The sequence below is a fragment of the Gordonia sp. UBA7860 genome, from assembly GCF_002500165.1.
GTDB classification, from domain to species: Bacteria; Actinomycetota; Actinomycetes; order Mycobacteriales; family Mycobacteriaceae; genus Gordonia; species Gordonia sputi.
Window position 1 is genome coordinate 43,615 of sequence record NZ_DLSO01000121.1, and the last position, 19,505, is coordinate 63,119.

A 19,505-nucleotide genomic window follows, 5' to 3' on the forward strand; every position below is an offset into this window, starting at 1 on the left:
CCGGTGAGTGATCAGGAACGTTCGGGACTGAGCGCTCCCGAACCGCGATACACGCGCGACGACCTCGTGGAGGAGCTCGGACTCTCTCCCGACTATGCCGAAAAGGTCTGGAACGCGTTCGGTTTCGCGCGACAGTCGACACCCGACAAGATCTTCACCGCCGACGAGGTGAAGGCGCTCGGACTCTTTGCCGACTCTGAACACACCATGCCCGAGACCGCGCAGGTCGCAACCGCACGAGCAATCGGACAGACGATGTCACGCCTCGCCGACTGGCAGGCCGACCAGTTGACCGAACTCGAACGCAATCCGGATGTGCCGTGGACTCGCGACCAGATGGCGAACGCGTTGGGCGTGATCCAACAGCTGATCTGGCGCAGACACCTCGACATGGCCATGACCCGCGACGAATCCCGCGAATCCGACGAGCGGATGGAGCTCGTCGTCGGCTTCGCCGACATCGTCGGATACACCAGTCTGTCTCGACGCACCCCTCTCGACGAGCTCGAGCATCTACTCGAGACGTTCGAGGACCGCACCTTCGACGTCGTGGCCAGGTACCGCGGCCACGTGGTCAAGACCCTCGGCGACGGCGTCATGTTCACGTTCAGCTCGTCGAATGCCGCCGCGCAGGCAGCACTTGCGATACACGAACTCAGCGACGACAAGCCCATCCCGGCACTGCGCGTAGGACTTGCGCGCGGACAGATTCTCTCCCGACTCGGCGACGTCTTCGGCGAGCCCGTGAACATCGCTGCGCGCCTGTGCGGTTCAGCGCGACCGGGCAGCACGCTGGTCAGCGAACCGGTGGCCGACGATATCGCCGACGACGACCGCTTCTACCTACGGTCGATCTCCCCGCTGTCGGTCCGCGGCTACCGGCGGCTACGCGCAAAGGTGTTGGAAGCCAACAAGTATTACGAATCGGGCGCCAAGTCAGGAGACGAGGCCAAGTCAGGAGACGAGGCCGAGTCCGGGGCCGGGTCGACATCCGACGGCTCGACCGAAGACGTCGCCTCGTAGACGCGCACCTCATTCGCCTTGATGACCAGGTAGACCTCGCGGCCGGCATCGAGTGCAAGATCTCCGACGGCGCCCCACGTCACCTCCGCCGAGACCACCTGCCCGGCAACGTCGCAGCGCACAATCGCGTGATCGCCCTGGGGCATGACCTCCGAGACCGTTCCGCTCAAGACCGTGCGCGGACTTCCCTGCGGCGCATCGAGGTATAGCGCCACCGCGCGCGGTGAGAAGGTCGCCACCGCCCCGACACCCGGCCTGCTCGCATCTGCCGACACGCCCGTGACGCTGCCGCCCCCAACCCCTACTACTGTCGCGGGCGCCTTGAAGGTTCCGACGAACATGTTGAGACCCGTGAGTGCGGCGGCGAATGCTGTTTCCGGACGCCGCAACACCTCTCGTGTCGGACCACGCCCCACGACCCGGCCATGCTCGATGATCACGACGTCGTCGGCGAGTGCAACGGCGTCGACAAGGTCGTGTGTGACGAGCACCGTGCAGCCCTTCCGCTCGGTGATCAGCGACCGCAACAGTGTGCGCATCTGTTGTGCCACATCCACATCGAGCGCAGCGAACGGCTCGTCGAGCAGTAGTACGTCCGGCTCGGTCGCGAGAGCGCGTGCGATCGCGACGCGCTGTGCCTGTCCACCCGACAGTTGTTTCGGGGAACGGTCTGCGAACTCGGCGACACCGACCGCGGCGAGCCATCGTTCGGTACGGGCCGCAACCTCTTTCCGCGACAAACCCGCGGACTCCGGCCCGAATGCGACGTTGCTCGCGACGCTCATGTGGGGGAACAAGCGTGGTTGCTGAGCGAGCAGCACCACCGACCGGCGATGCGGCGGCACAAAGGTTTTCCCGTCCTGCAGACTGCGGCCGTCGTAGTCAACCGTCGAGTCGTCGGTGCGGCGCAGTCCGGCCAGCACGGCGAGGGTGGTGCTCTTACCCGACCCGTTGGGTCCGAGTATCGCGCAGGTCTTGCCATCCGCGACGTCGAGGTCGATCTCGAGAAATGGCGTCGCACAACGGATTGACGCTCGCAGGCCGCTCACGCACCCACCGCCGGGGTTCGGCGTAGATGCACGGCGACGACGACGATCAGCGCAACACCCATCAGCACCAAAGACAGCGGAAGAGCCTCGATCGGATCGTTGATCGAGTCGAGGTAGATCTTCAGAGGTGCCGTCTGCGTGGTTCCCGGCAGGTTACCCGCGAACGTGATGGTCGCGCCGAACTCGCCGAGAGCCCGCGCAAAGGCCAGTACCGCACCCGCTGTGAGCGCCGGAAAGACCAGCGGCAGTGTGACTTTCCACAGAGTCCTCGTCGGGCTCGCGCCCAGCGTCGCGGCGATCTGCTCGTAGTCCGCTCCGGCCGACCGCAACGCGCCCTCGACGCTCAGGACCAGGAACGGCATGGCGACAAACGTCTGCGCGACAACCACACCGGCCGTCGTGAACGCCAACTGGATGCCCGCGCGGTCCAGATACTGACCGACCAGTCCGTAGCGGCCCAGTGCGTACAGTAGCGCGATGCCACCGACCACCGGCGGTAACACCAAGGGCAACAACACCACTGCGCGCAGCACGCGGACAGCGATTCCCTGGAACCGAGCGAAGACAAAGGCGATGGGCACGCCGAGGATGACGCATAGCAGTGTGCTCACCACCGCGGTCAGCACACCGAGCCGCAGAGCGTCGAGAGATGCCTGCGAGGTGATGGAAGCCCAGAAGTCTCCCCACGGCATTCGGACGATGATCGCGAGCGGACCGACCAGGATGAAACAGATCCCGATGACGGCGGGGACATACACCCACAGCGGAATCCGACGCATGACCAGCTCAGGAGCTCGCGGGCTTGAACCCTGCGGCAGACAGGATCTCCTGCCCGGTCTGGCCCGTCACCATGTCCTTGAACTGAGTTGCCTGCTCAGAATGCCTGGTGCCCTTGACCGTTGCGATCGGATACTTGTTGACCACCTTGGCGAACGCCGGATCTTCGACGGTGGAGACCTTGTTGCCCGCCGACTTCGCGTCTGTCACATAGACCAGACCGGCGTCGGCCTCACCGGAGGTGACCTTGGTCAGCACGGAGGTCACCGACGTTTCCTGGCTCACCGGCGACAACTCGACACCCGTGTTCTTCTCGACCGCCACCGTCGCCGCCCCGCACGGAACCTCCGGCGCACAGACGACCGTCTTCACGTCGGCATTCTTCAAACTCGCGAATCCGTTGATCTGCTTGGGATTTCCCGGCGCCGTCGCGATCACCAGTGTGTTGGTGGCGAAGATGGCCGGGTCGACCGCCTTGTCACCGAGCTTCTGCATCGTCCGCTCATCCGCGGTGGCGATCACGTCGGCGTCAGCACCCTGGTTGATCTGGGTGACCAACGCCGACGACCCCGCGAAGCTGAGCTTCACGTCGACGTCGGAGTGTGCCTTCTCGAAAGCGTCGGCCAGCTCGGTGAAGGTGTTCTTCAATGACGCTGCCGCGTACACGTTGAGAGTTACCTTCTGCCCGTCGGTACTCGAAGAAGCACCGCTCGACGAATCACTGTCCGACGAACATCCGGCGACGGCGGCGATCACGGCGATGAGCGCCGCGCAGACGGCCAGCAGACGACGAACCGGTACAGGACGAGACGACCCAGCACGCGATGACACAGCAGTTCTCACTTCTCTCCCGCGCACGCGGGTCACTTGTTCGGATCAGGACGTTCGACGATCACCGTCGTCGCCTTGACCACCGCGGTCGCGACGACGCCGGGTTCGAGTCGGAGTTCTCGCGCGGCTTCGGCACTCATCAGCGATGTGACCTCGAACGGCCCGCACTGCAGAGTCACCTGAGCCATCACGGTGTCGACGACCAGGTCCGTCACCAGTCCGGTGAACCTGTTACGCGCCGATCGCAGCACCCCGGTGCCGTCGTCGTCGGGGACGCGCGACCGGCGACGCGCAAGCGCTGCGAGACCGACGCCGTCGACGGTCGCGACTGCTTCGCCGCCACCCGGCTCGAGCTCGCCGGAGGCCAGCCAGCGTCGAACGGTGTCGTCGCTGACCCCGAGAAGCGTCGCGGCATCGCGTACTTTGATCGCCGTCACCCGAGCGAGTTTAACCGCAGTCGCGGAGAAGTGGGCTGTTGATCGACGCATGTGCGGGTCCACCGATGAATTCTCGGCCGGTCACGAGTCGACACCTGTACCCCGTTCACACCACCCGGCCCCCGAAACTCAGTCGCCGATGTCCGACTCGCCCGATACCGTGAGGAACCATGAGCCAGCCAGCGCCACCCACCACCGCAGGCCACACACCCGGCCCACCCGACACCGTCCTCGACCTCGCCGTCGAGGCCACCAACCTCGTCAAACGCTTCGACGACTTCACCGCCGTCGACGACGTCAGCTTCAACGTGCCCACGGGCTCGGTTCTCGGTCTGCTCGGTCCCAACGGGGCAGGCAAGACGACGATCGTGCGGATGATGACCACACTCTCGCTTCCGACGAGCGGAACCGCCCGCATCGCCGGATTCGACGTCCGGACCGACCCCGAAATGGTGCGCCGCAACATGGGGCTCACCGGTCAGGCCGCCACGGTCGACGAGATCCTCACCGGCCGCGAGAATCTGCGGATGGTCGGCGGCCTGTACGGCATCACCCGAAAGGCGTTGGCCGCACGCACCGACGAACTCCTCGAACAGTTCTCGCTGACCGACGCCGCCGACAAACAGGTCCGCGCCTACTCCGGCGGCATGCGCCGACGTCTCGACCTCGCCGTCAGCCTGCTTGCCGCACCCCCGGTGCTGTTCCTCGACGAGCCGACGACCGGCCTCGACCCGCGCAGCCGCGCCGAACTGTGGGATGTCCTGCGACGCCTGGTCGCGGGCGGCACCACGTTGGTGCTGACCACGCAGTATCTCGAGGAAGCCGACCAACTGGCCGACAACATCGTCGTCATCGACAAGGGTCGGGTCATCGCCGAGGGCACCCCGCTGCAACTCAAAGAACGTGCGGGCGCGGCAAGCGTGGTCATCACCGTGTCCGACGCCGCGTCACTGCCCGCGGCGCAAGAACTGTTGCGCCGCAACGGCGGAGATGTGTTCGTCGACGAGACCGCCCGCACACTGACCTCGTCGGCTTCCGGCCTCGCCGACCTCACCCGCATCGCGGCCTGGTTCGACGAATCGGGGATCACCGTCGACGACATCGGACTCGCCCGACCGAGCCTCGACGACGTCTTCCTCTCCCTCACCGGCCACCGCGCCGAGACCACCACAGACGACGATGCCGACGCCGGCACCGACAACGCCCCCACCTCGAGCGGAGACACCCGATGAGCACCACATCGATGACATCGCAACTGGTCGAACGCCCACCGATCCACCCGACGAACGTCTGGCAACAGGCGTGGATCATGGTGAAGCGCAACATGATCCACACTCGACGCATGCCGGAGATGCTCTCCGACGTGACGATCCAGCCGATCATGTTCGTCGTGCTGTTCGCCTACGTCTTCGGACCGGCGATCAGCGCGGGCAACCCGGCGATCAACTACAAGCAGTACCTACTGCCCGGCATCATGGGTCAGACGATCGTGTTCACCGCGTTCATCGTCGCCACCGGTATCACCGCCGACATCGAGAAGGGCATCATCGACCGTTTCCGGTCGCTCCCCATCCGACGGTCGGCAGTGCTGATCGGACGCAGCATCGCGAGTCTGCTGCACTCGTCGATCGGCATCGTCGTGATGGCACTGACGGGCGTCATCATCGGCTGGCGGATCACCACGTCGGTGTGGGAAGGAACGCTCGGCTTCATCCTGGTGCTGGTGTTCGGATTCGCGATGATCTGGTTCGGCGTGATGATCGGTTCGTGGCTGCGGTCGGTCGAAGCGGTCAACGGGTTCATGTTCTCCGTGCTGTTCCCACTGACATTCGTCTCCAACGCGTTCGTACCCACCCAGGCGATGCAGCCGTGGCTGCGGACCATCGCCGAGTGGAACCCCATCTCGTCACTCATCCAGGCGATGCGTGTGCTCTGGGGCAACGGACCCGCAGCGGGAGCCGACGCCGCACTCCCACTGCGCTACCCGGAGTTGTCGACGCTCATCTGGGCCGTCGTACTCACGCTGTTGTTCATGCCGTTCGCGCTGCGCAACTACGCGCGCCGCACCACGGACTGACGCCGGATTCGGAGCAGATACACGTGTTTCTGACACCCGCGCGCGAAGCTTCGCGCGCATCGGTCAGAAACACGTGTTTCTTCGGGTCAGCGTCCGGTTGTTCTCACGCCGTCGCAGCGAGCGCCTCGAGTGGGTCGGTGTAGACCGCGTCCAACGACACCGCGCCGGCCGCCTGCTGCTGCACCGTCACACCCGAATGGGACACGCGGACATCGCGTTTGGGCGATACCGAGGTCTCGCGGATCGCTGCGGCAACCAGCGGCAGCGTCGACGGGTTGTCGGTGAACGCCTGCCCGCCGAGGATGATGTGGTCGGGGTTGAAGATGTCGGCCATCAGCGCCACCGCACGCCCGAGGACCGTCGCGCGCTCTTCGAGGAGTGCGCGAGCGGTCGCGTCACCGCCACGGGCGAGCGCGTGCACTCCCTCGATGTCGACGACGTCGAGTCCTAGTGCGAGCGCCGCCTCGACAACGCCGGTGTCGCTCGCGGTCGGCTCGAGGCGACCGGTGTGCTGCGGGTCGAGCAGGGTTGTCGCCCCGGTCGGGAAGTGCCCGATCACCGGCGGGCCCGCGGTCGGTGTGTGCACGGCGCCGTCGACGCTGAACGCGATGCCGACCATCTCACGTGCGTAGAAGTAGAGGAAGCTCGAGCGCTTGTCGCTGGGGTTCACCACGAGCTCGGCGGCGGCCATCGCCTCGACGTGCGACGCCACCGACACGGGCAGCCCGACGGCTTCGGCGATGATGTTGCCCACCGGGGCATCCGTCCAGCCGAGACGCGGATGGTCGACGAAGCCCCCTTCGGCGACGCGTCCACCGATCGCGACACCTGCCCACAGCACTCGACGATTCGACCAGCGTCCGATGAAGCGTCGTGCGCTGTCGCCGATGGCGGTCAGCGTCTGCTCGGGGGTCTCGGCGATCGGCGTCGGGATCTGGATGGCGCCGACGACGCGATGCAACAGATCGTGGGTGGTGATCGAGGTGACCTTGTACCCGATATGGATACCGAGGGTCAGGAAGTCGGTCACGTTGATTTCGAACGGCAGACGCGGACGTCCGATGGCACCGGCCGGCGCGAGGTCGGCGCGTTCACGCAGGAGCCCCGCCTTCAACAGCGCGCCGACCTGGCGGTTCACCGTCGAGATGGACAGTCCGGTTGCCTCCGCGGCGTCGTCGCGGAAAATCGGGCCGGATAGTCGAGCGGTGCGCAACACGAGCGCTGCGGGTTTGTCGGAGAGCTCGAGGCGCGGTGTCGCGATCTGAATCGGCCGCCCCCCTCTCCTGGCACTGCGTGGTTCGAGCCCGGGAACAGGCGTCGGTCGCGGCGTCGACCTGCGTGGGTTCGGACGTGCGGCCGGCCGTCGGACCGGTGAGGAAAGCGTAGCTGTGCGGATGGGCTGATCAACGGTGGCGGTCATGAGTGGGTGTCCTAGGTGTCGGTGCAGCGGCGGTGTCGGTGCAGCGAATCCGGGGCGCACAGCATCGTGGGCGCCGCGAGCGATGGCGTCAGCGGCCAGAACCGGAGTTCATGGCGGGCGGTCGACGATGATCGCGGGGGATTCGCGTGGAATGCGGAAGGTGAAGAGTGAAGAACTCGGATCAACGCATTCGGCGACAACACAGCACACGGGCGAACGGCAGACGACAACCCAGAGCGGTGATCACGTAGGTCACCTCTGAGATCTGCGCCAGGGCGCGGTCGTGCTCGCTCGTCATGAGCACGAAGCTAGCAACTGATCGCAGCGGCCCGCAACTCCCTTGCGCATCCCTTGCCGCAGGTCACAGACCACTTCGCGCACCCGGCAGAGGCGTCCACCGGCGAGAATAGGCTGCCTACGGCGCGGCGTCGCGGGTTAGACGCACCGCGCGCAAAAGTTGCCGTCCTCCGTCGCCCTACACGAGTACCCGACCTGCGCATCCATCGAGCGTGCGCAACCGTAGAGCTTGTCGGGACCCTGTCGTAACCTGGATCACATGCCTCCGCAGACCGCCTCCACTGCGCATCTTTCCGCCGAGCCGTCGACTTCAAGCGACACCGAATTTCGCGCCGCGACCGAGCCGTTGCGCCGTGAGATCCTGGCCCATTGCTACCGAATGATGGGTTCACATCACGACGCCGAAGACCTCACCCAGGACACCTACCTCCGTGCCTGGCGCGCGTACGACAAGTTCGACGGTCGTGCGTCGGTACGGACCTGGCTGCACAAGATCGCGACCAACACCTGCCTGACCGCACTGCAGAGTAAACAGCGCAGGCCGCTCCCCTCAGGACTCGGCGGCGATGCCTTCGACCCCACCGACACACTCGAGACCGACGGCGAGGTCCCCTGGCTCGAGCCGTACGCGGGCGCCGTCGACGAGATCTCCCCCGGCGACGACGCCGACCCCGCCTATGTCGTCGGTGCACGCGAGTCGATCCGCCTCGCGTTCATCGCGGCGCTACAGCATCTACCCGAGCGGCAGCGAGCCGTACTGATCCTGCGCGATGTGCTGCAATGGCGGGCCGCCGAGGTGGCCGACACCATCGGTGTCACCACCGCAACGGTCAACAGCCTGCTGCAGCGCGCCCGCGAGCAACTCAAGAATGCTGCGCCACAGCATGATTCGACGGAAGAGATCACCGACGACGCCAAGCGTGAACTGCTTGCACGGTATGTCTCGGCGTTCGAGCGGTACGACGTCGACGCCATCGCCGACATGTTCACCGACAAGGCGATCTGGGAGATGCCACCCTTCACCGGTTGGTACCAGGGTCCGGCAGCGATCGCCACGCTCATCCGGCACAACTGCCCAGCGGAGAAGGAGGGCGACCAGATCCTCCTGCCCACTGTCGCCAACGGACAACCCGCCTTCGGGCTCTACATGCGCGAACCCGACGGCGTGCACCGCCCGTTTCACCTCCAGGTTCTCGAACTCGGCACGACTGGCCCCGACGCATCGCCCGCGGTCACGCACGTCGTCGCGTTCTTCGGCGACGACGTGGCCACCGACTTCGCCCGCTTCGGCCTGCCCGCCCCCCCGCCCCGCTGATCGGCGGGTGGGCACCCTTCCCGCTGATTGAGCCGGCCGCGAGCGGAGCGAGCTGCCGAGTCGAAATCACCCCGCCTCGGGAATCGCGCCCGGGTTCATCCACACGATCTCCCAGGCGTGGCCGTCGGGATCGCAGAAGCTGCGGCTGTAGGTGAAGCTGTGGTCGTCGGGTTCGCGCAACGCACTCGCACCGTTGGCCAGCGCGGCGTCGGCCACGTCGTCGACTTCGTGCCGAGACGACGCCGAGAACGCGAAAACCACCTCGCGCGACGTCCCCGCAGAGCACCGCCCACCCCGACCCGCCGCGGAGTACCCCGCGAACCGCCGGGCAGCGAGCAGCACCAGCATCGTGCGCTCATTGATCGGGAGACACACCGTCCCGGTGTCACAGAACCATTCGTCGGTGCGGAAACCGATGCTCTCGAAGAACCGGCGTGAGCGCGCGGTGTCGTCGACGGGCAGCGTGATGAACAACGTTGACGCCATACACAGACCGACCCGTACGCCGCCCGGAAGTCATCGTTGGTGGACCGCATAGGCTCTACGAGCATGGGAGTCATCTACCTCGTACGACATGGCCAGGCCAACCCGTCCGCGTACGGGGTCGCCGACAGTGCGCCCACCGAAAACGCGCCCGCCGACGACTCAGCCGCGGCCGGGAGCGACCCCGGCCCCGGCCTCACCGATACGGGTCGGGTCCAGGCCGGCCTCACCGGAACCCTGCTGTCCGCGCAGATCAGCGGTGTCACCGCCGCGATCAGCGGCGACCTCGCCCGGCAGACCGAGACACTCGCAGGCGTCCTCGCCCGCCTCGACTCCGCGCCGGAACCGATCGTCGACCCGTCATGGAACGAGTACGAACTGCCCGCGCTCGTCGGCGCAGCGACCCCAGACGAGTTCGCCGATCAGAAGTCGTATCAGCAGCGCCTCGACGCGGGCCTCGCGCACTGGATCGACCAGACGAGCATGGCGGAGGCCGAGGGCGCGACCACCCCTCCCGGTTCCGGCGAAACCTATCCCGAATTCCGCTCACGGGTCACCGGCGCGGGCGAGCGCGCTGCCGAGTTGGCGGGCAGCGGACAGACCGTTCTCGTGGTGTCTTCGGCGGGCACCATCACACAGCTGATCGCCGAACTGTGGGGGGTGCCGCCGCACCGTTGGCCTGCGATGGCGCGCACGATGGTCAACGCTTCGGTGACCAAACTCCTCGTCGGCCGCAGCGGGACGTCGGTGATGTCGCTCAACGAGCACGCCCACCTCGTCGACCGCGAAGGCGGCATCGCGACGTTCCGCTGAACGCCATGCCGCCGCGAGTCCTCCGCGCCTGACGGCGAAACCGTAAATGTGGGTCCAATCGATGAATGTGGTTGCTGCAGCACACACATCCTCAAATTCGACACACATCTGGAAGTCGTCCATCGGCAACGACTCGTATTCACCGCACAACGCATCCGACGTTTCCCCGACCTGCGATCTCGAGCAGAATTCTTGTCGGTGGTCAGTCGTAGTATGGGATCACACGTTCGATCAGGTCGCAGGAGGGAGGTGCGAAGTGTCGATCGAGTCAGTGAATCCGTGGACCAACCCTGATGCGGGAGATGAGGAGTCAGACAACGACGCCCTCAGCACTCTTCGTCGAGCAGGCCGGGCGTCACAAGCCGACAGCACATCTGATGGGTCGGAAACCCAAGGGTCGGAAACCGATGAGTCGAGACCCCATACCGATCCCCTGGACTGGTCGACGGCCCTGCCGCTCGGGGTATTAGGCGGGATTGATCCCGAATCGCCGGGTGATGCCGACACGGTCGCGGTGATGGAAGGCCTGACCCAACTACGTTGCGGCGAAGCATTTTTGGGGTGGGCTCGGTATCAGTCGATCGGGGTGCTCTATGACCGCTTGGTCGTCGAGCGCGCCAAATCGGATGGCCTGATCGTGGATGGCTTCGCCGATGCGGCGGCACGCATCTCCGGAATCTTCGCGGTATCACGCCCCCAGGCCGAACGCATGCTCGACGACGCGATCGTGTTACGCGATGACCTGCCACAGGTATTCGGCTGTCTACGCGACGGGATCGTGTCAGTCGAGCAAGCCCGACTGGTCATCTCACGCACCGATCTGGTCCGCGCGGGCCGGGCACCCCGCCCGAGGTGGTGGCCGCCGTCGATGAACAGATCGCGTCAACTTTGCGGACGCGGCGCGGGTCGTGGAAACAGCCCCGCCTGCGCGACATGGTCGATCGGATCGTGTTCCGCCGAGACCCCGACGCGGTACGTGAACGCCGCGAGCGCGCTCTGGACAAGCGGGGCGTGTTCGTCGATAACTGTGGCGACGGGGTCGGCGAGATCACCGCGGTCATGTCGGCAGAAAACGTGCAGATCGCGGTCGCTGCGGTACGACGCCTTGCCGACGCGGTCTGCAACGGTGACGGTCGGACCCGTCAGCAACGCGCCTCCGATGCAATGTTCGCGCTGTTGAGCAATTCACGATTCGAATGCACCTGCGCCAGCACCGATTGCACCGCGCAGATCCCGGAGCCCGGCACCGTCCCACCAGCCGATCCGCGATTCGTCATCCACGTCGTGTGCAACGAAGCCGCCCTCACCGCGCCCGAGCCCGCCGAAAACACCGACGGCTTCACCGATCCCGACGTACCCGCTGCAGATCGAGTTGAGTCCGGCGACTTCGCCGACGATGCCGGTGGTCGTGAGCCAGACAGCGACACCGGACCAGGTACCACCCGAACTGCGCGGATCGAGCGTCGCCGCGCCGAGGTGTCCGGCGACAATGTCCCGGTGGGGTTCATGGACGGCTACGGCATCATCTCCGCCGAGCATGTCCGCGACATCGCGGCGCGCCCCGATGCGGTGATCCACCGAGTCATTCCGAAGGGCACCCCCCCAACTACGCCGACGGCACCTACACGCTGTCCGCACACGGCGCCGACCCCTACCGGCCATCCACCGCATTGGATGAAGCAATCCGCTGCCGTGACGGCTACTGCGTCGACCCCGGCTGCGGCCATTCGGCCTGGACCGCCGACAACGACCACGTCACCGAATTCGACCACCACGACCCGCGCGCGGGTGGACAGACGAGCTACGAGAATCTGAACACCAAATGCCGGTACGGGCACATCACCAAAACGTTCGGCAACTGGGTCGACGACCAATACCGCGACCCCACCACCGGACGGCTGGTCACCGAATACCTCACCCCCGAAGGTTTCGTCATCCCAGGTGACGCCGAAACCTTTGAAGACACCTTCCTCGGACTCCGCCGCATCCGCTTCACCTCACCACACACCACAGACCCGCCGCGCCCCCGACACCGGACACCACCCGATCTACCGCGCTCACCAACACGCGTGGCAAACAAACACACCCGACGCCGCGCCGAACGCCGACGCAACCGCCAACGCCGCCTCACCCGCGACGGGAACAAGCGCCTCGTCGACGACGCAGCCGCACCACCACCGTTCTGACCGAGCAACACCCGCTACGAGGCGAGCGCGGCCAGCCCAGCGGCGATGAATTCGCCCGTCGCCGCGGCGGCGTGCTCGGCGCCTTCTGACGCCGCGCCTGCACGTGCGCGATGGCTGATGCCCTCCGCGATCACACCCAACTTGAGGTTGGCCAGCCCGAGGTAGAACGGCCAGTCGCCGAGGTCGTTGCCGGTCAACGTGGCGTACCGCTGGGCCATCTCGTCGGCCGACGGGTAGCGGTCACTGGTCCACGCGCCGTCGAAGCCCAGAACCCGATCGAAGACGGGTGCGCGGTAGACGCACATGAGGGCGACGTCGGTGATCGGATCGCCGAGCGTCGACATCTCCCAATCGACCACTGCGGCAACAGTTCCCGGGTCATCCGACGCGAGAATCGTGTTGTCGACACGGTAGTCGCCATGGACGACGGTCGCACGCGCCTGCTCCGGCACCCGTTCACCGAGCGCGTCGACGAGCCGATCGACGTCGGGTAGATCCGTGCCCCGGACGTGCGACCATTGCCTGGCCCACAGCTTCACCTGCCGACCCGCGAAACCCGTTGGCCTACCGAACTCCCCGAGCCCGACCGCCTCGAAGTCGACGGCGTGCAGCGCGGCAAGGGTCGAGATCAACCCCTCGGCATTGCGTGTCACCTCGTCGTCGGAGAGTGCCGAGAGGTCGTCGCCGGTTCGAATCACCGTCCCGTCGACGAATTCGACGACGGTGCACGGCGCGCCGAGCACCGAGCCGTCGGTATCGAAGGCGACCGGCGTGGCAACCGGGACGTCGGTGCGCGAAAGCGCCGACGTGACAGCCCATTCCCGACCCATGTCGTGCGCCGAGGGCGTGAGGCCACCTGTCGGAGGCCTGCGCGCAACCCAGCGGTGCACGCCGTCGGAGACCATGAACGTGAGATTCGACTTTCCGCCGCTGATCAACTCGACGTCGAGCGGTCCCGCGACGTCGACCGCGTTGTCAACCAGAAATCGTTGCAGCGCTTGCGGTTCGAGTACCAGCTCTGCGGTGCTCATGCGTTCTCTCCCTGCTGGGTCGATGCGCGATTCTTGCGTGCACGCCCGACGGCCCTGCGCGCAAGGGCCCAGCGGTGCACCTCGGACGGACCGTCGTAGATGCGGAAGGGACGCAGTTCACGCTGAAGGCGTGCGAGCGGCAGATCGTCGGAGACGCCGAGTCCACCGCACATCTGGATCGATCGGTCGACGATTCGCGAATATGCCTCTGCGGCAAAGGTCTTGGCGATCGAGGTTTCCGACGATGCGTGACGCCCCTGATCGAGTTCGTAGCACGCCTTGACCAACAGGGCACGCGACGCCGCGAGGTCGATCTCGTTGTCGGCCACCATCTGTTGGATCATGCCGAGATCGCCGAGTGTTCCGCCGAATCCGTTGCGGTGTGCGACGTAGTCGACGGCCACCTCGTGACAGCGCACAGCGACGCCGAGCCAGCGCATGACGTGCGTCATGCGCGCCGGACCCAGCCGCACCTGGGCGTAGCGATACCCCTGGTCGACCTCACCGAGCACGTCGGCATCGGGAACGAAGACATCGGTGAAGCGCACTTCGCAGTGGCCGCCGATCATCGCGCGATCGGTGGTGTGGATGTGGCGCATGACCTCGATACCTGGCGTGTCACCGGGCGCGAGGAACATCGTCGCGCCGCCACGGTCACCTGGCGCTCCGGCGGTACGCGCCATGATGATGTAGAAGCCCGCGCCCTCGGCTCCGGTGATGAATCGCTTCTCGCCGTTGATCTTCCACCCACCGTCGACCCTGGTCGCCTCCGTGCGGAGTTGGTTGGGATCCGAGCCCGCCCCCGGCGCGGGCTCGGTCATCGCGAACGCCGAACGCACGTCTCCATTGGCAAGTGGCGCAAGATATTTGAGCTTCTGCTCGTCGTCGGCAATGTGGGCGAGCATGTGTACATTGCCCTCGTCGGGCGCTCCGATGTGCAGCGCTGCCGGCCCGAATGTCGAGTATCCGCCCGCCTCGAAGACCGGAACACGATCCGACATCGAGAGTCCGTGACCGCCCAGCTCGACGGGAGCGTGCGGCGCGAAGATGCCCAACTCCTTGGCCTGGCGATTGAGATCACGTCGCAGATCGTCGCCGCCCGCCGCGGTGATGTCGCCATCATTCGCATTCTCGATCGGCAGGACGACCTCGTGGATGAATGCGGTCGTCCGTTTCACCAGATCGTCAACCTCGGGCGAATAGCCCAGTTCCACTGCCATCAGGTCTCCATCCTCGGGGTGCAACGCAGGTTCGACGCTCGAACTCCACGCCGGATCACTCCGACCGATCGCTCGTTCGGTGCCCAAGACTGCCAGAGACCGTCTACTCGGGTCAACCCATCCAGCCGCGAAGCGCTTCAGCGCTCAACGTATCCGACGGTCGCCCTCGACAAGTCCAGATTACGTGCGATCAGCTCGTCCGGACCCAGTTCCCCTTCGAGCTTGAACCAGGTCGAGACGCCGACGCACATCGTGGTGACCGCACGCGCAGCATCTTTGGGATAGCTCGTACGGAAGTCGCCCGCTTCGACCCCGGCGAACACGATCTCGTCGACCATCCGCTGCTGACGGTCGCGCAGGCCGATGTAGGTCTGCTTGTACGAACTGTCAAGACTGCGAATCTCGGTCGAACCGACGAACGCCTGCTCGCGCCGGTACATATGAAAACGCAGCAACGACTCGACCACCGCGTCGAATTGGTCGACCGGTTCGGCCCCGGCCTCGGCAACAGCTTGCTCCGACCGCGCGAGCAGATCCATCATCGTCCTGTCGAGCAGACCCTGGAGCAGCGACTGCTTCGACGGATAGTGGTGGTAGAGCCCCGGAACGGACAGGTTGGCCCGCGCGGCGATCTCACGCACGGACGTGCCGTGGTAGCCGTGCTCGGCGAAAGCCCCGAGTGCAGCTGCGAGCGGAACGGGCAACTCGGGCTCGCCGAAATCGCGCCAACGCCCGGTCTGCTCCTCCACTTCCGCATCCTCGACGCCGCTACTCATGGCATCCAACATATCCCTATCCCCTCCGCGTCACCGCAGGCACCAGCGACATCATCAATGCGACGCTGAGGTCGACGACCTCGTCTCGACCCAGCGGCACCTCGTCGTCGAGCCACGCCGACAGTAGGCGCGCGAGTCCCCCGACCTGGAATTGAGCAGCCCCTACGGCCTGCGGATTGGGAGCGGTGTGCAGTGCAGCGGACGCGGTGCTGAGCGTGATGGCCGCGAAGACGGCCGTCGAATCACGTCGCTTCTCGGCAAGGACCGGACTGGTCAGTATCGGCGAGAACAACAGTCGCCCTTTGCGACGGTCGGAGTCGATGATCGAGACAATCGTCGCGACAGCGGCACGCACCTTGTCGCCGACGTCGTCGCCGGTGGCGAAGGCCGCGAGCGCGTCGTGTGAGATCTCGTCGATCACGCGGTCGTAGGTGGCTGCGACCAGCGCGTCTACCGTGTCGAAACTCTCGTAGAAGTAGCGCGGATTGAGCGACGCCGCACCGCACACCCCACGAACCGTCACCGAATGCGGCGGCTGCCCACCGAGCAACTCGAGCGCGGCATCCATGAGGGCGGTGCGTCGGCGCGCGACGCGCTCGTCCCCCTTCACCCCGCTGTAGGTGCGCAGTTCTTCGCTCACGCAGACCATCTTGACATCTGCCGCACCACCGGCGTTGAATCAGGCAACAGTCGTTACCAGATAGGAGCCGCCGCGATGACGGTGCCCGACACGCAGTCAGACCACCCAGCAACCGCGCGCGACGAGATCGACAGTTCCGATCTCACGATGCTCGGTGCCGCAGCACTCGCGGGCCCGGCGAACGTGATCATGCAGCTCGCGATGCCCGCCGTCGGCTACGGCGTCTACGAGAGCCGCGTCGACTCGGGAAACCTGTTCAAGCATCCGGTCAAACGAACCAGGACGACGCTGAGCTACCTCGCTGTCGCCGCAATGGGTTCACCTGCGGACCGTAAGGCGTACCGAAGGGCCGTCGGCCGGGCGCACGCCAAGGTCCACTCCACCGCCGACAGTCCGGTCGCCTACAACGCGTTCGACCCGGCCCTGCAACTCTGGGTCGCAGCGTGTTTGTACAAGGGTTGGGAAGACGTCCAACACATCTACGGCGATCCGTCGATCATCTCGGAGGAGACCTACCGTGCGGGCGCGGTCATGGGTACCACCCTGCAGGTTCCGCCACAGATGTGGCCCGCCACGCGCGCAGACTTCGAAACCTATTGGCAGAACACAATTTCCACGCTCGAGATCGATCCTCCGATCCGAGATCACCTCTTGTCGATCGCGCGCATGGAGTTCGCAGGCCCGGTCGTGTCACGACTCGGCGGCTGGTGGTCGTACATCATGACGATCGGGTTCCTGCCCGAAGACTTCCGCGACAAGATGGACGTCGAGTTCACCCCGCGGCAGCAGACCGTCTTCGACGTCCACAACGCAATTGTTCGACGCGTCGTGCGTCACCTGCCGAAACCGTTGCAGCAGTTCCCATTCAACGTTCTTCTGGCCGACGTACGGCGCCGTATCCGCACCGGCCGACCACTGGTCTGATACGGGCTGCGAGGCTCACTCGACGGTGGCCAACGCCTCGGGCGTGAGTTCGTCGACGCTCGTGTGTCCTGCGAGACCGAGTGTCAGGTCGAGTTCGGCGATGATGTTCGCGACGGCGTCGCGAGCACCGTCGGCACCGGCGAGGGCAAGCCCGTACATATGCGGACGCCCGATGCACACCGCGTCGGCTCCGAGCGCCAGCACCTTGAAAACGTCTGCGCCGGAATAGATCCCCGAGTCGGCGAGCACTTTGATCCGACCGTCGACGACAGGCGCTATCGCGGCGAGTGCGTCGACAGAACTGATAGAACCGTCGATCTGGCGACCCCCGTGGTTGGAGACGATGATGCCGTCGACGCCCGTGTCGACGGCACGCCGCGCGTCGTCGGGATGCAGTACGCCCTTGAGGACGATCGGCAGTGACGTCCGCTCCCGCAAGCCCTCGATCTGCGTCCAACTCAGCGAGGGTCGCGAGTAGATGTCGAGGAAGGTCTGCACGCCGACGCGCGGCTCAGGTCGAATGATGTTGCGTAGCAGCGATCCCGGCGTATTCCGCGCGATATTGACGAGCGTGCGCAGCGCACCGAGTGAGATCTCGGGACGCTCCGAGCTCCCCTGCGCCGCACGCTCGGAGACGATCTCGTTGAAACGGGAATCCGAGGTGTACTGCGCAATACCCTCCCCGCGCGCGAACGGCAGCGACCCGATGTTGAGGTCATTCGGTCGCCAGCCGAGCATCGTCGTATCGAGGGTTACCGCGACAGCCGACGCTCCGACGCTTTCGGCGCGCTGCAGCAGGCTGTCGACGAGGTCGTCGTCGGTCGACCAGTAGAGCTGAAACCATCGCGGCGCGCCGGGACGTACGCGGTCCATCTCCGCGGCGACCTCCTCCATCGCGACCCCGCCCTGATTGGAGAAGATGTAGGGCACACCCAATTCGGCAGCGGCGTGGCCGATCAATCTGTCGGCCCCGCGTGCGACGAGATCACCCGCTCCGACCGGTGCGAACAGGATCGGTGCGGGCAGTCCATCACCGAACAGTTCGGTCTCCAGCGTCCGCTCGGAGACGTCGCGCAGCACTCGCGGCACGATGGCGCGTCGATCGAGTGCCCTGCGGTTCGCCGCCATCGTCCGACCCGCGCCTGCGCCGCCGGCGATGTAGGCCCAGGCCCGATCCGACATCTTCGCCCGCGCGCGGCGTTCGAGTTCGTCGAAGTCGGTCGGTACGACAGGCGTGCGCCCGTGGATTCCCGCTGTGTAGATGTCGTTCTGACGGGCACGACCGGAAAGTGATGACGGCATACTCCACAGCGTATGACCCGCCTCACAGCGGTTCACGAGGGGCCATGACCGTAATCACACACGACACCACTGCTCGACTCTCGTTACTCTGGCGTGCGTCCAGTCGGGGAGATCAAAGGGTTCACATGGCTATCTGGTTGTACAGGCTCGGACGTTCCGCGTTTCGCCACAAGTGGATCGTGATCGCCGCGTGGATCGTCGTACTGGTCGTTCTCGGTGCGCTCGTCGGCGTACTCAAACCGACATTCGCCACCAATTTCGAGCTCCCCGGCACCGACTCCGATCGCGCGATGTCGGTCATGAAGGAAGACTTCCCGGCCACCAACGACCAGTTGCTGAAGTCGTCGACGTCGATCCTCGTCGCTGCCGACGACGGGCTCGAGAACCACATGGGGCAGATCGACGCGCTCGTCGCCAAGGCTCGGACGCTACCCAAGGTCATCGAGCCACAGACTGTCGTCAATCCGGTGACCGCGGCCAAGGCTGATCCTGCGATCGCACCCAAGGTCCTCGGCGACAACGGCAAGGTCGGGCTGATCCAGATCAAGCAGGACATCCGGGCCAACGAACTGACCAACGACGACATGACGCAGTTCGAGGATCTGCTGTCCGAGTTCCGCGGCAACGGGTTACAGGTCGAGGGCACCGGCTCGCTGATGCAGGTCTTCCAGCAGGGCGGGGTGTCGGAGCTGTTGGGCTTCGTGATCGCGTTCATCGTCATGATCATCGCGTTCGCGTCCATCGTTGCCGCGTTCATCCCGATCATCACCGGCATCTTCGGCGTCGGCATCACCATGTTGCTCGTCACGTTGAGCGCCAAGATCTTCGACGTCCAGCAGAGCGCCACCACGATCATCACGATGCTCGGGATCGCGGTCTCCATCGACTACGCCCTGTTCATCGT

Annotated in this window: 20 protein-coding genes and 2 pseudogenes; 10 read left to right on the top strand and 12 right to left on the bottom strand. The window is 65.6% G+C overall.

Going from position 1 to position 19,505, the window contains the following annotated elements:
* Positions 1-3: 3 nt before the first annotated feature.
* Positions 4-1,023 carry an adenylate/guanylate cyclase domain-containing protein gene (locus tag B3T59_RS15075; protein WP_064861297.1) on the top strand — a complete coding sequence of 340 codons (1,020 nt, stop codon included), beginning with the start codon at positions 4-6 and terminating at the stop codon, positions 1,021-1,023.
* Here the strand turns inward: B3T59_RS15075 and B3T59_RS15080 are convergent.
* From B3T59_RS15080 to B3T59_RS15095, 4 genes are read right to left on the bottom strand one after another with little or no spacing between them, the layout of a single operon-like run.
* Positions 918-2,072 carry a sulfate/molybdate ABC transporter ATP-binding protein gene (locus B3T59_RS15080; protein ID WP_082933490.1) on the bottom strand — a complete coding sequence of 385 codons (1,155 nt, stop codon included), beginning with the start codon at positions 2,070-2,072 and terminating at the stop codon, positions 918-920. The genes B3T59_RS15075 and B3T59_RS15080 overlap by 106 nt on opposite strands.
* The gene (locus tag B3T59_RS15085) at positions 2,069-2,851 is read right to left on the bottom strand and encodes an ABC transporter permease (RefSeq protein WP_064861293.1); all 783 of its coding nucleotides are present in this window, start codon (positions 2,849-2,851) and stop codon (positions 2,069-2,071) included. Before B3T59_RS15085 ends, B3T59_RS15080 begins: the two co-directional genes overlap by 4 nt.
* A 7-nt stretch (positions 2,852-2,858) precedes the next feature.
* The gene (modA, locus tag B3T59_RS15090) at positions 2,859-3,680 is read right to left on the bottom strand and encodes a molybdate ABC transporter substrate-binding protein (RefSeq protein WP_064861292.1); all 822 of its coding nucleotides are present in this window, start codon (positions 3,678-3,680) and stop codon (positions 2,859-2,861) included.
* Positions 3,681-3,712: 32 nt separating this feature from the next.
* Complete coding sequence (locus B3T59_RS15095; RefSeq protein WP_005207009.1) at positions 3,713-4,117, bottom strand: TOBE domain-containing protein; 405 nt, start codon at positions 4,115-4,117, stop codon at positions 3,713-3,715.
* 170 nt (positions 4,118-4,287) lie between these two features.
* Between B3T59_RS15095 and B3T59_RS15100 the strand changes: the two genes are divergently transcribed.
* Together B3T59_RS15100 and B3T59_RS15105 are read left to right on the top strand one after the other, a co-directional pair.
* A complete protein-coding gene (locus tag B3T59_RS15100; RefSeq protein ID WP_064861291.1) occupies positions 4,288-5,349 on the top strand; it encodes an ATP-binding cassette domain-containing protein in 1,062 nt (353 codons plus the stop codon).
* Positions 5,346-6,194 (top strand): ABC transporter permease, encoded by an 849-nt coding sequence (locus tag B3T59_RS15105; protein ID WP_039856075.1) that lies wholly within the window; start codon positions 5,346-5,348, stop codon positions 6,192-6,194. Before B3T59_RS15100 ends, B3T59_RS15105 begins: the two co-directional genes overlap by 4 nt.
* A 103-nt stretch (positions 6,195-6,297) precedes the next feature.
* On the opposite strand, the gene B3T59_RS15110 is transcribed toward B3T59_RS15105, so the two are convergent.
* Positions 6,298-7,614, bottom strand: coding sequence for an ROK family protein (locus B3T59_RS15110; protein WP_287004074.1), 1,317 nt, complete (start codon positions 7,612-7,614; stop codon positions 6,298-6,300).
* Between the two features lie 556 nt (positions 7,615-8,170).
* Between B3T59_RS15110 and B3T59_RS15115 the strand changes: the two genes are divergently transcribed.
* A complete protein-coding gene (locus B3T59_RS15115; protein ID WP_287004075.1) occupies positions 8,171-9,226 on the top strand; it encodes a sigma-70 family RNA polymerase sigma factor in 1,056 nt (351 codons plus the stop codon).
* A gap of 66 nt (positions 9,227-9,292) precedes the next feature.
* Here B3T59_RS15115 and B3T59_RS15120 read toward each other — a convergent pair whose 3' ends face one another.
* Positions 9,293-9,712, bottom strand: coding sequence for a VOC family protein (locus B3T59_RS15120; protein WP_287004076.1), 420 nt, complete (start codon positions 9,710-9,712; stop codon positions 9,293-9,295).
* A 63-nt stretch (positions 9,713-9,775) separates the two neighbouring features.
* Here B3T59_RS15120 and B3T59_RS15125 point away from each other — a divergent pair, with 63 nt between their 5' ends.
* The 3 genes and pseudogenes from B3T59_RS15125 to B3T59_RS15135 all read left to right on the top strand — a co-directional run.
* The gene (locus B3T59_RS15125; protein WP_064861655.1) at positions 9,776-10,522 is read left to right on the top strand and encodes a histidine phosphatase family protein; all 747 of its coding nucleotides are present in this window, start codon (positions 9,776-9,778) and stop codon (positions 10,520-10,522) included.
* Positions 10,523-11,039: 517 nt separating this feature from the next.
* A pseudogene (locus B3T59_RS15130) lies at positions 11,040-11,291 on the top strand (HNH endonuclease); the annotation flags it as partial.
* 86 nt (positions 11,292-11,377) lie between these two features.
* Positions 11,378-11,785 (top strand): annotated as a pseudogene (locus B3T59_RS15135) (DUF222 domain-containing protein); the annotation flags it as partial.
* Here the strand turns inward: B3T59_RS15135 and B3T59_RS15140 are convergent.
* On the bottom strand, positions 11,708-12,100 hold the full coding sequence (locus B3T59_RS15140; RefSeq protein ID WP_287004106.1) for a hypothetical protein: 393 nt from the start codon (positions 12,098-12,100) through the stop codon (positions 11,708-11,710). The pseudogene B3T59_RS15135 and the gene B3T59_RS15140 overlap by 78 nt on opposite strands.
* Positions 12,101-12,192: 92 nt before the next feature.
* On the opposite strand from B3T59_RS15140, the gene B3T59_RS15145 reads away from it, so the two are divergent.
* Entirely contained in the window at positions 12,193-12,708 is a 516-nt protein-coding gene (locus B3T59_RS15145; protein WP_287004108.1) for a hypothetical protein, read from the top strand.
* Positions 12,709-12,722: 14 nt separating this feature from the next.
* Here the strand turns inward: B3T59_RS15145 and B3T59_RS15150 are convergent, their stop codons facing one another.
* From B3T59_RS15150 to B3T59_RS15165, 4 genes are all read right to left on the bottom strand, one after another.
* Positions 12,723-13,739 (bottom strand): phosphotransferase family protein, encoded by a 1,017-nt coding sequence (locus B3T59_RS15150; protein WP_287004077.1) that lies wholly within the window; start codon positions 13,737-13,739, stop codon positions 12,723-12,725.
* On the bottom strand, positions 13,736-14,959 hold the full coding sequence (locus tag B3T59_RS15155; RefSeq protein ID WP_287004079.1) for an acyl-CoA dehydrogenase family protein: 1,224 nt from the start codon (positions 14,957-14,959) through the stop codon (positions 13,736-13,738). Before B3T59_RS15155 ends, B3T59_RS15150 begins: the two co-directional genes overlap by 4 nt.
* A 137-nt stretch (positions 14,960-15,096) precedes the next feature.
* On the bottom strand, positions 15,097-15,747 hold the full coding sequence (locus tag B3T59_RS15160) for a TetR/AcrR family transcriptional regulator (RefSeq protein WP_287004081.1): 651 nt from the start codon (positions 15,745-15,747) through the stop codon (positions 15,097-15,099).
* A gap of 4 nt (positions 15,748-15,751) precedes the next feature.
* On the bottom strand, positions 15,752-16,384 hold the full coding sequence (locus B3T59_RS15165; protein WP_287004083.1) for a TetR/AcrR family transcriptional regulator: 633 nt from the start codon (positions 16,382-16,384) through the stop codon (positions 15,752-15,754).
* A 66-nt stretch (positions 16,385-16,450) separates the two neighbouring features.
* Here B3T59_RS15165 and B3T59_RS15170 point away from each other — a divergent pair, with 66 nt between their 5' ends.
* Complete coding sequence (locus B3T59_RS15170; RefSeq protein ID WP_287004085.1) at positions 16,451-17,299, top strand: oxygenase MpaB family protein; 849 nt, start codon at positions 16,451-16,453, stop codon at positions 17,297-17,299.
* Positions 17,300-17,314: 15 nt separating this feature from the next.
* On the opposite strand, the gene B3T59_RS15175 is transcribed toward B3T59_RS15170, so the two are convergent.
* On the bottom strand, positions 17,315-18,601 hold the full coding sequence (locus tag B3T59_RS15175) for an alpha-hydroxy-acid oxidizing protein (protein ID WP_287004097.1): 1,287 nt from the start codon (positions 18,599-18,601) through the stop codon (positions 17,315-17,317).
* Positions 18,602-18,726: 125 nt separating this feature from the next.
* On the opposite strand from B3T59_RS15175, the gene B3T59_RS15180 reads away from it, so the two are divergent.
* Positions 18,727-19,505 (top strand): MMPL family transporter (locus B3T59_RS15180; RefSeq protein ID WP_287004099.1); only part of this gene is annotated, 779 nt, incomplete at its 3' end.

Excerpts from the sequence above, each read along its gene's own strand:
- B3T59_RS15165 (WP_287004083.1), bottom strand. The coding sequence starts at position 16,384 with ATGGTCTGCGTGAGCGAAGAACTGCGCACCTACAGCGGGGTGAAGGGG.
- B3T59_RS15160 (WP_287004081.1), bottom strand. The coding sequence starts at position 15,747 with ATGTTGGATGCCATGAGTAGCGGCGTCGAGGATGCGGAAGTGGAGGAG.
- B3T59_RS15155 (WP_287004079.1), bottom strand. The coding sequence starts at position 14,959 with ATGGCAGTGGAACTGGGCTATTCGCCCGAGGTTGACGATCTGGTGAAA.
- B3T59_RS15175 (WP_287004097.1), bottom strand. The coding sequence starts at position 18,601 with ATGCCGTCATCACTTTCCGGTCGTGCCCGTCAGAACGACATCTACACA.
- B3T59_RS15110 (WP_287004074.1), bottom strand. The coding sequence starts at position 7,614 with ATGACCGCCACCGTTGATCAGCCCATCCGCACAGCTACGCTTTCCTCA.
- B3T59_RS15105 (WP_039856075.1), top strand. The coding sequence starts at position 5,346 with ATGAGCACCACATCGATGACATCGCAACTGGTCGAACGCCCACCGATC.
- B3T59_RS15085 (WP_064861293.1), bottom strand. The coding sequence starts at position 2,851 with ATGCGTCGGATTCCGCTGTGGGTGTATGTCCCCGCCGTCATCGGGATC.
- B3T59_RS15100 (WP_064861291.1), top strand. The coding sequence starts at position 4,288 with ATGAGCCAGCCAGCGCCACCCACCACCGCAGGCCACACACCCGGCCCA.
- B3T59_RS15170 (WP_287004085.1), top strand. The coding sequence starts at position 16,451 with ATGACGGTGCCCGACACGCAGTCAGACCACCCAGCAACCGCGCGCGAC.
- B3T59_RS15125 (WP_064861655.1), top strand. The coding sequence starts at position 9,776 with ATGGGAGTCATCTACCTCGTACGACATGGCCAGGCCAACCCGTCCGCG.
- B3T59_RS15115 (WP_287004075.1), top strand. The coding sequence starts at position 8,171 with ATGCCTCCGCAGACCGCCTCCACTGCGCATCTTTCCGCCGAGCCGTCG.
- B3T59_RS15120 (WP_287004076.1), bottom strand. The coding sequence starts at position 9,712 with ATGGCGTCAACGTTGTTCATCACGCTGCCCGTCGACGACACCGCGCGC.
- B3T59_RS15150 (WP_287004077.1), bottom strand. The coding sequence starts at position 13,739 with ATGAGCACCGCAGAGCTGGTACTCGAACCGCAAGCGCTGCAACGATTT.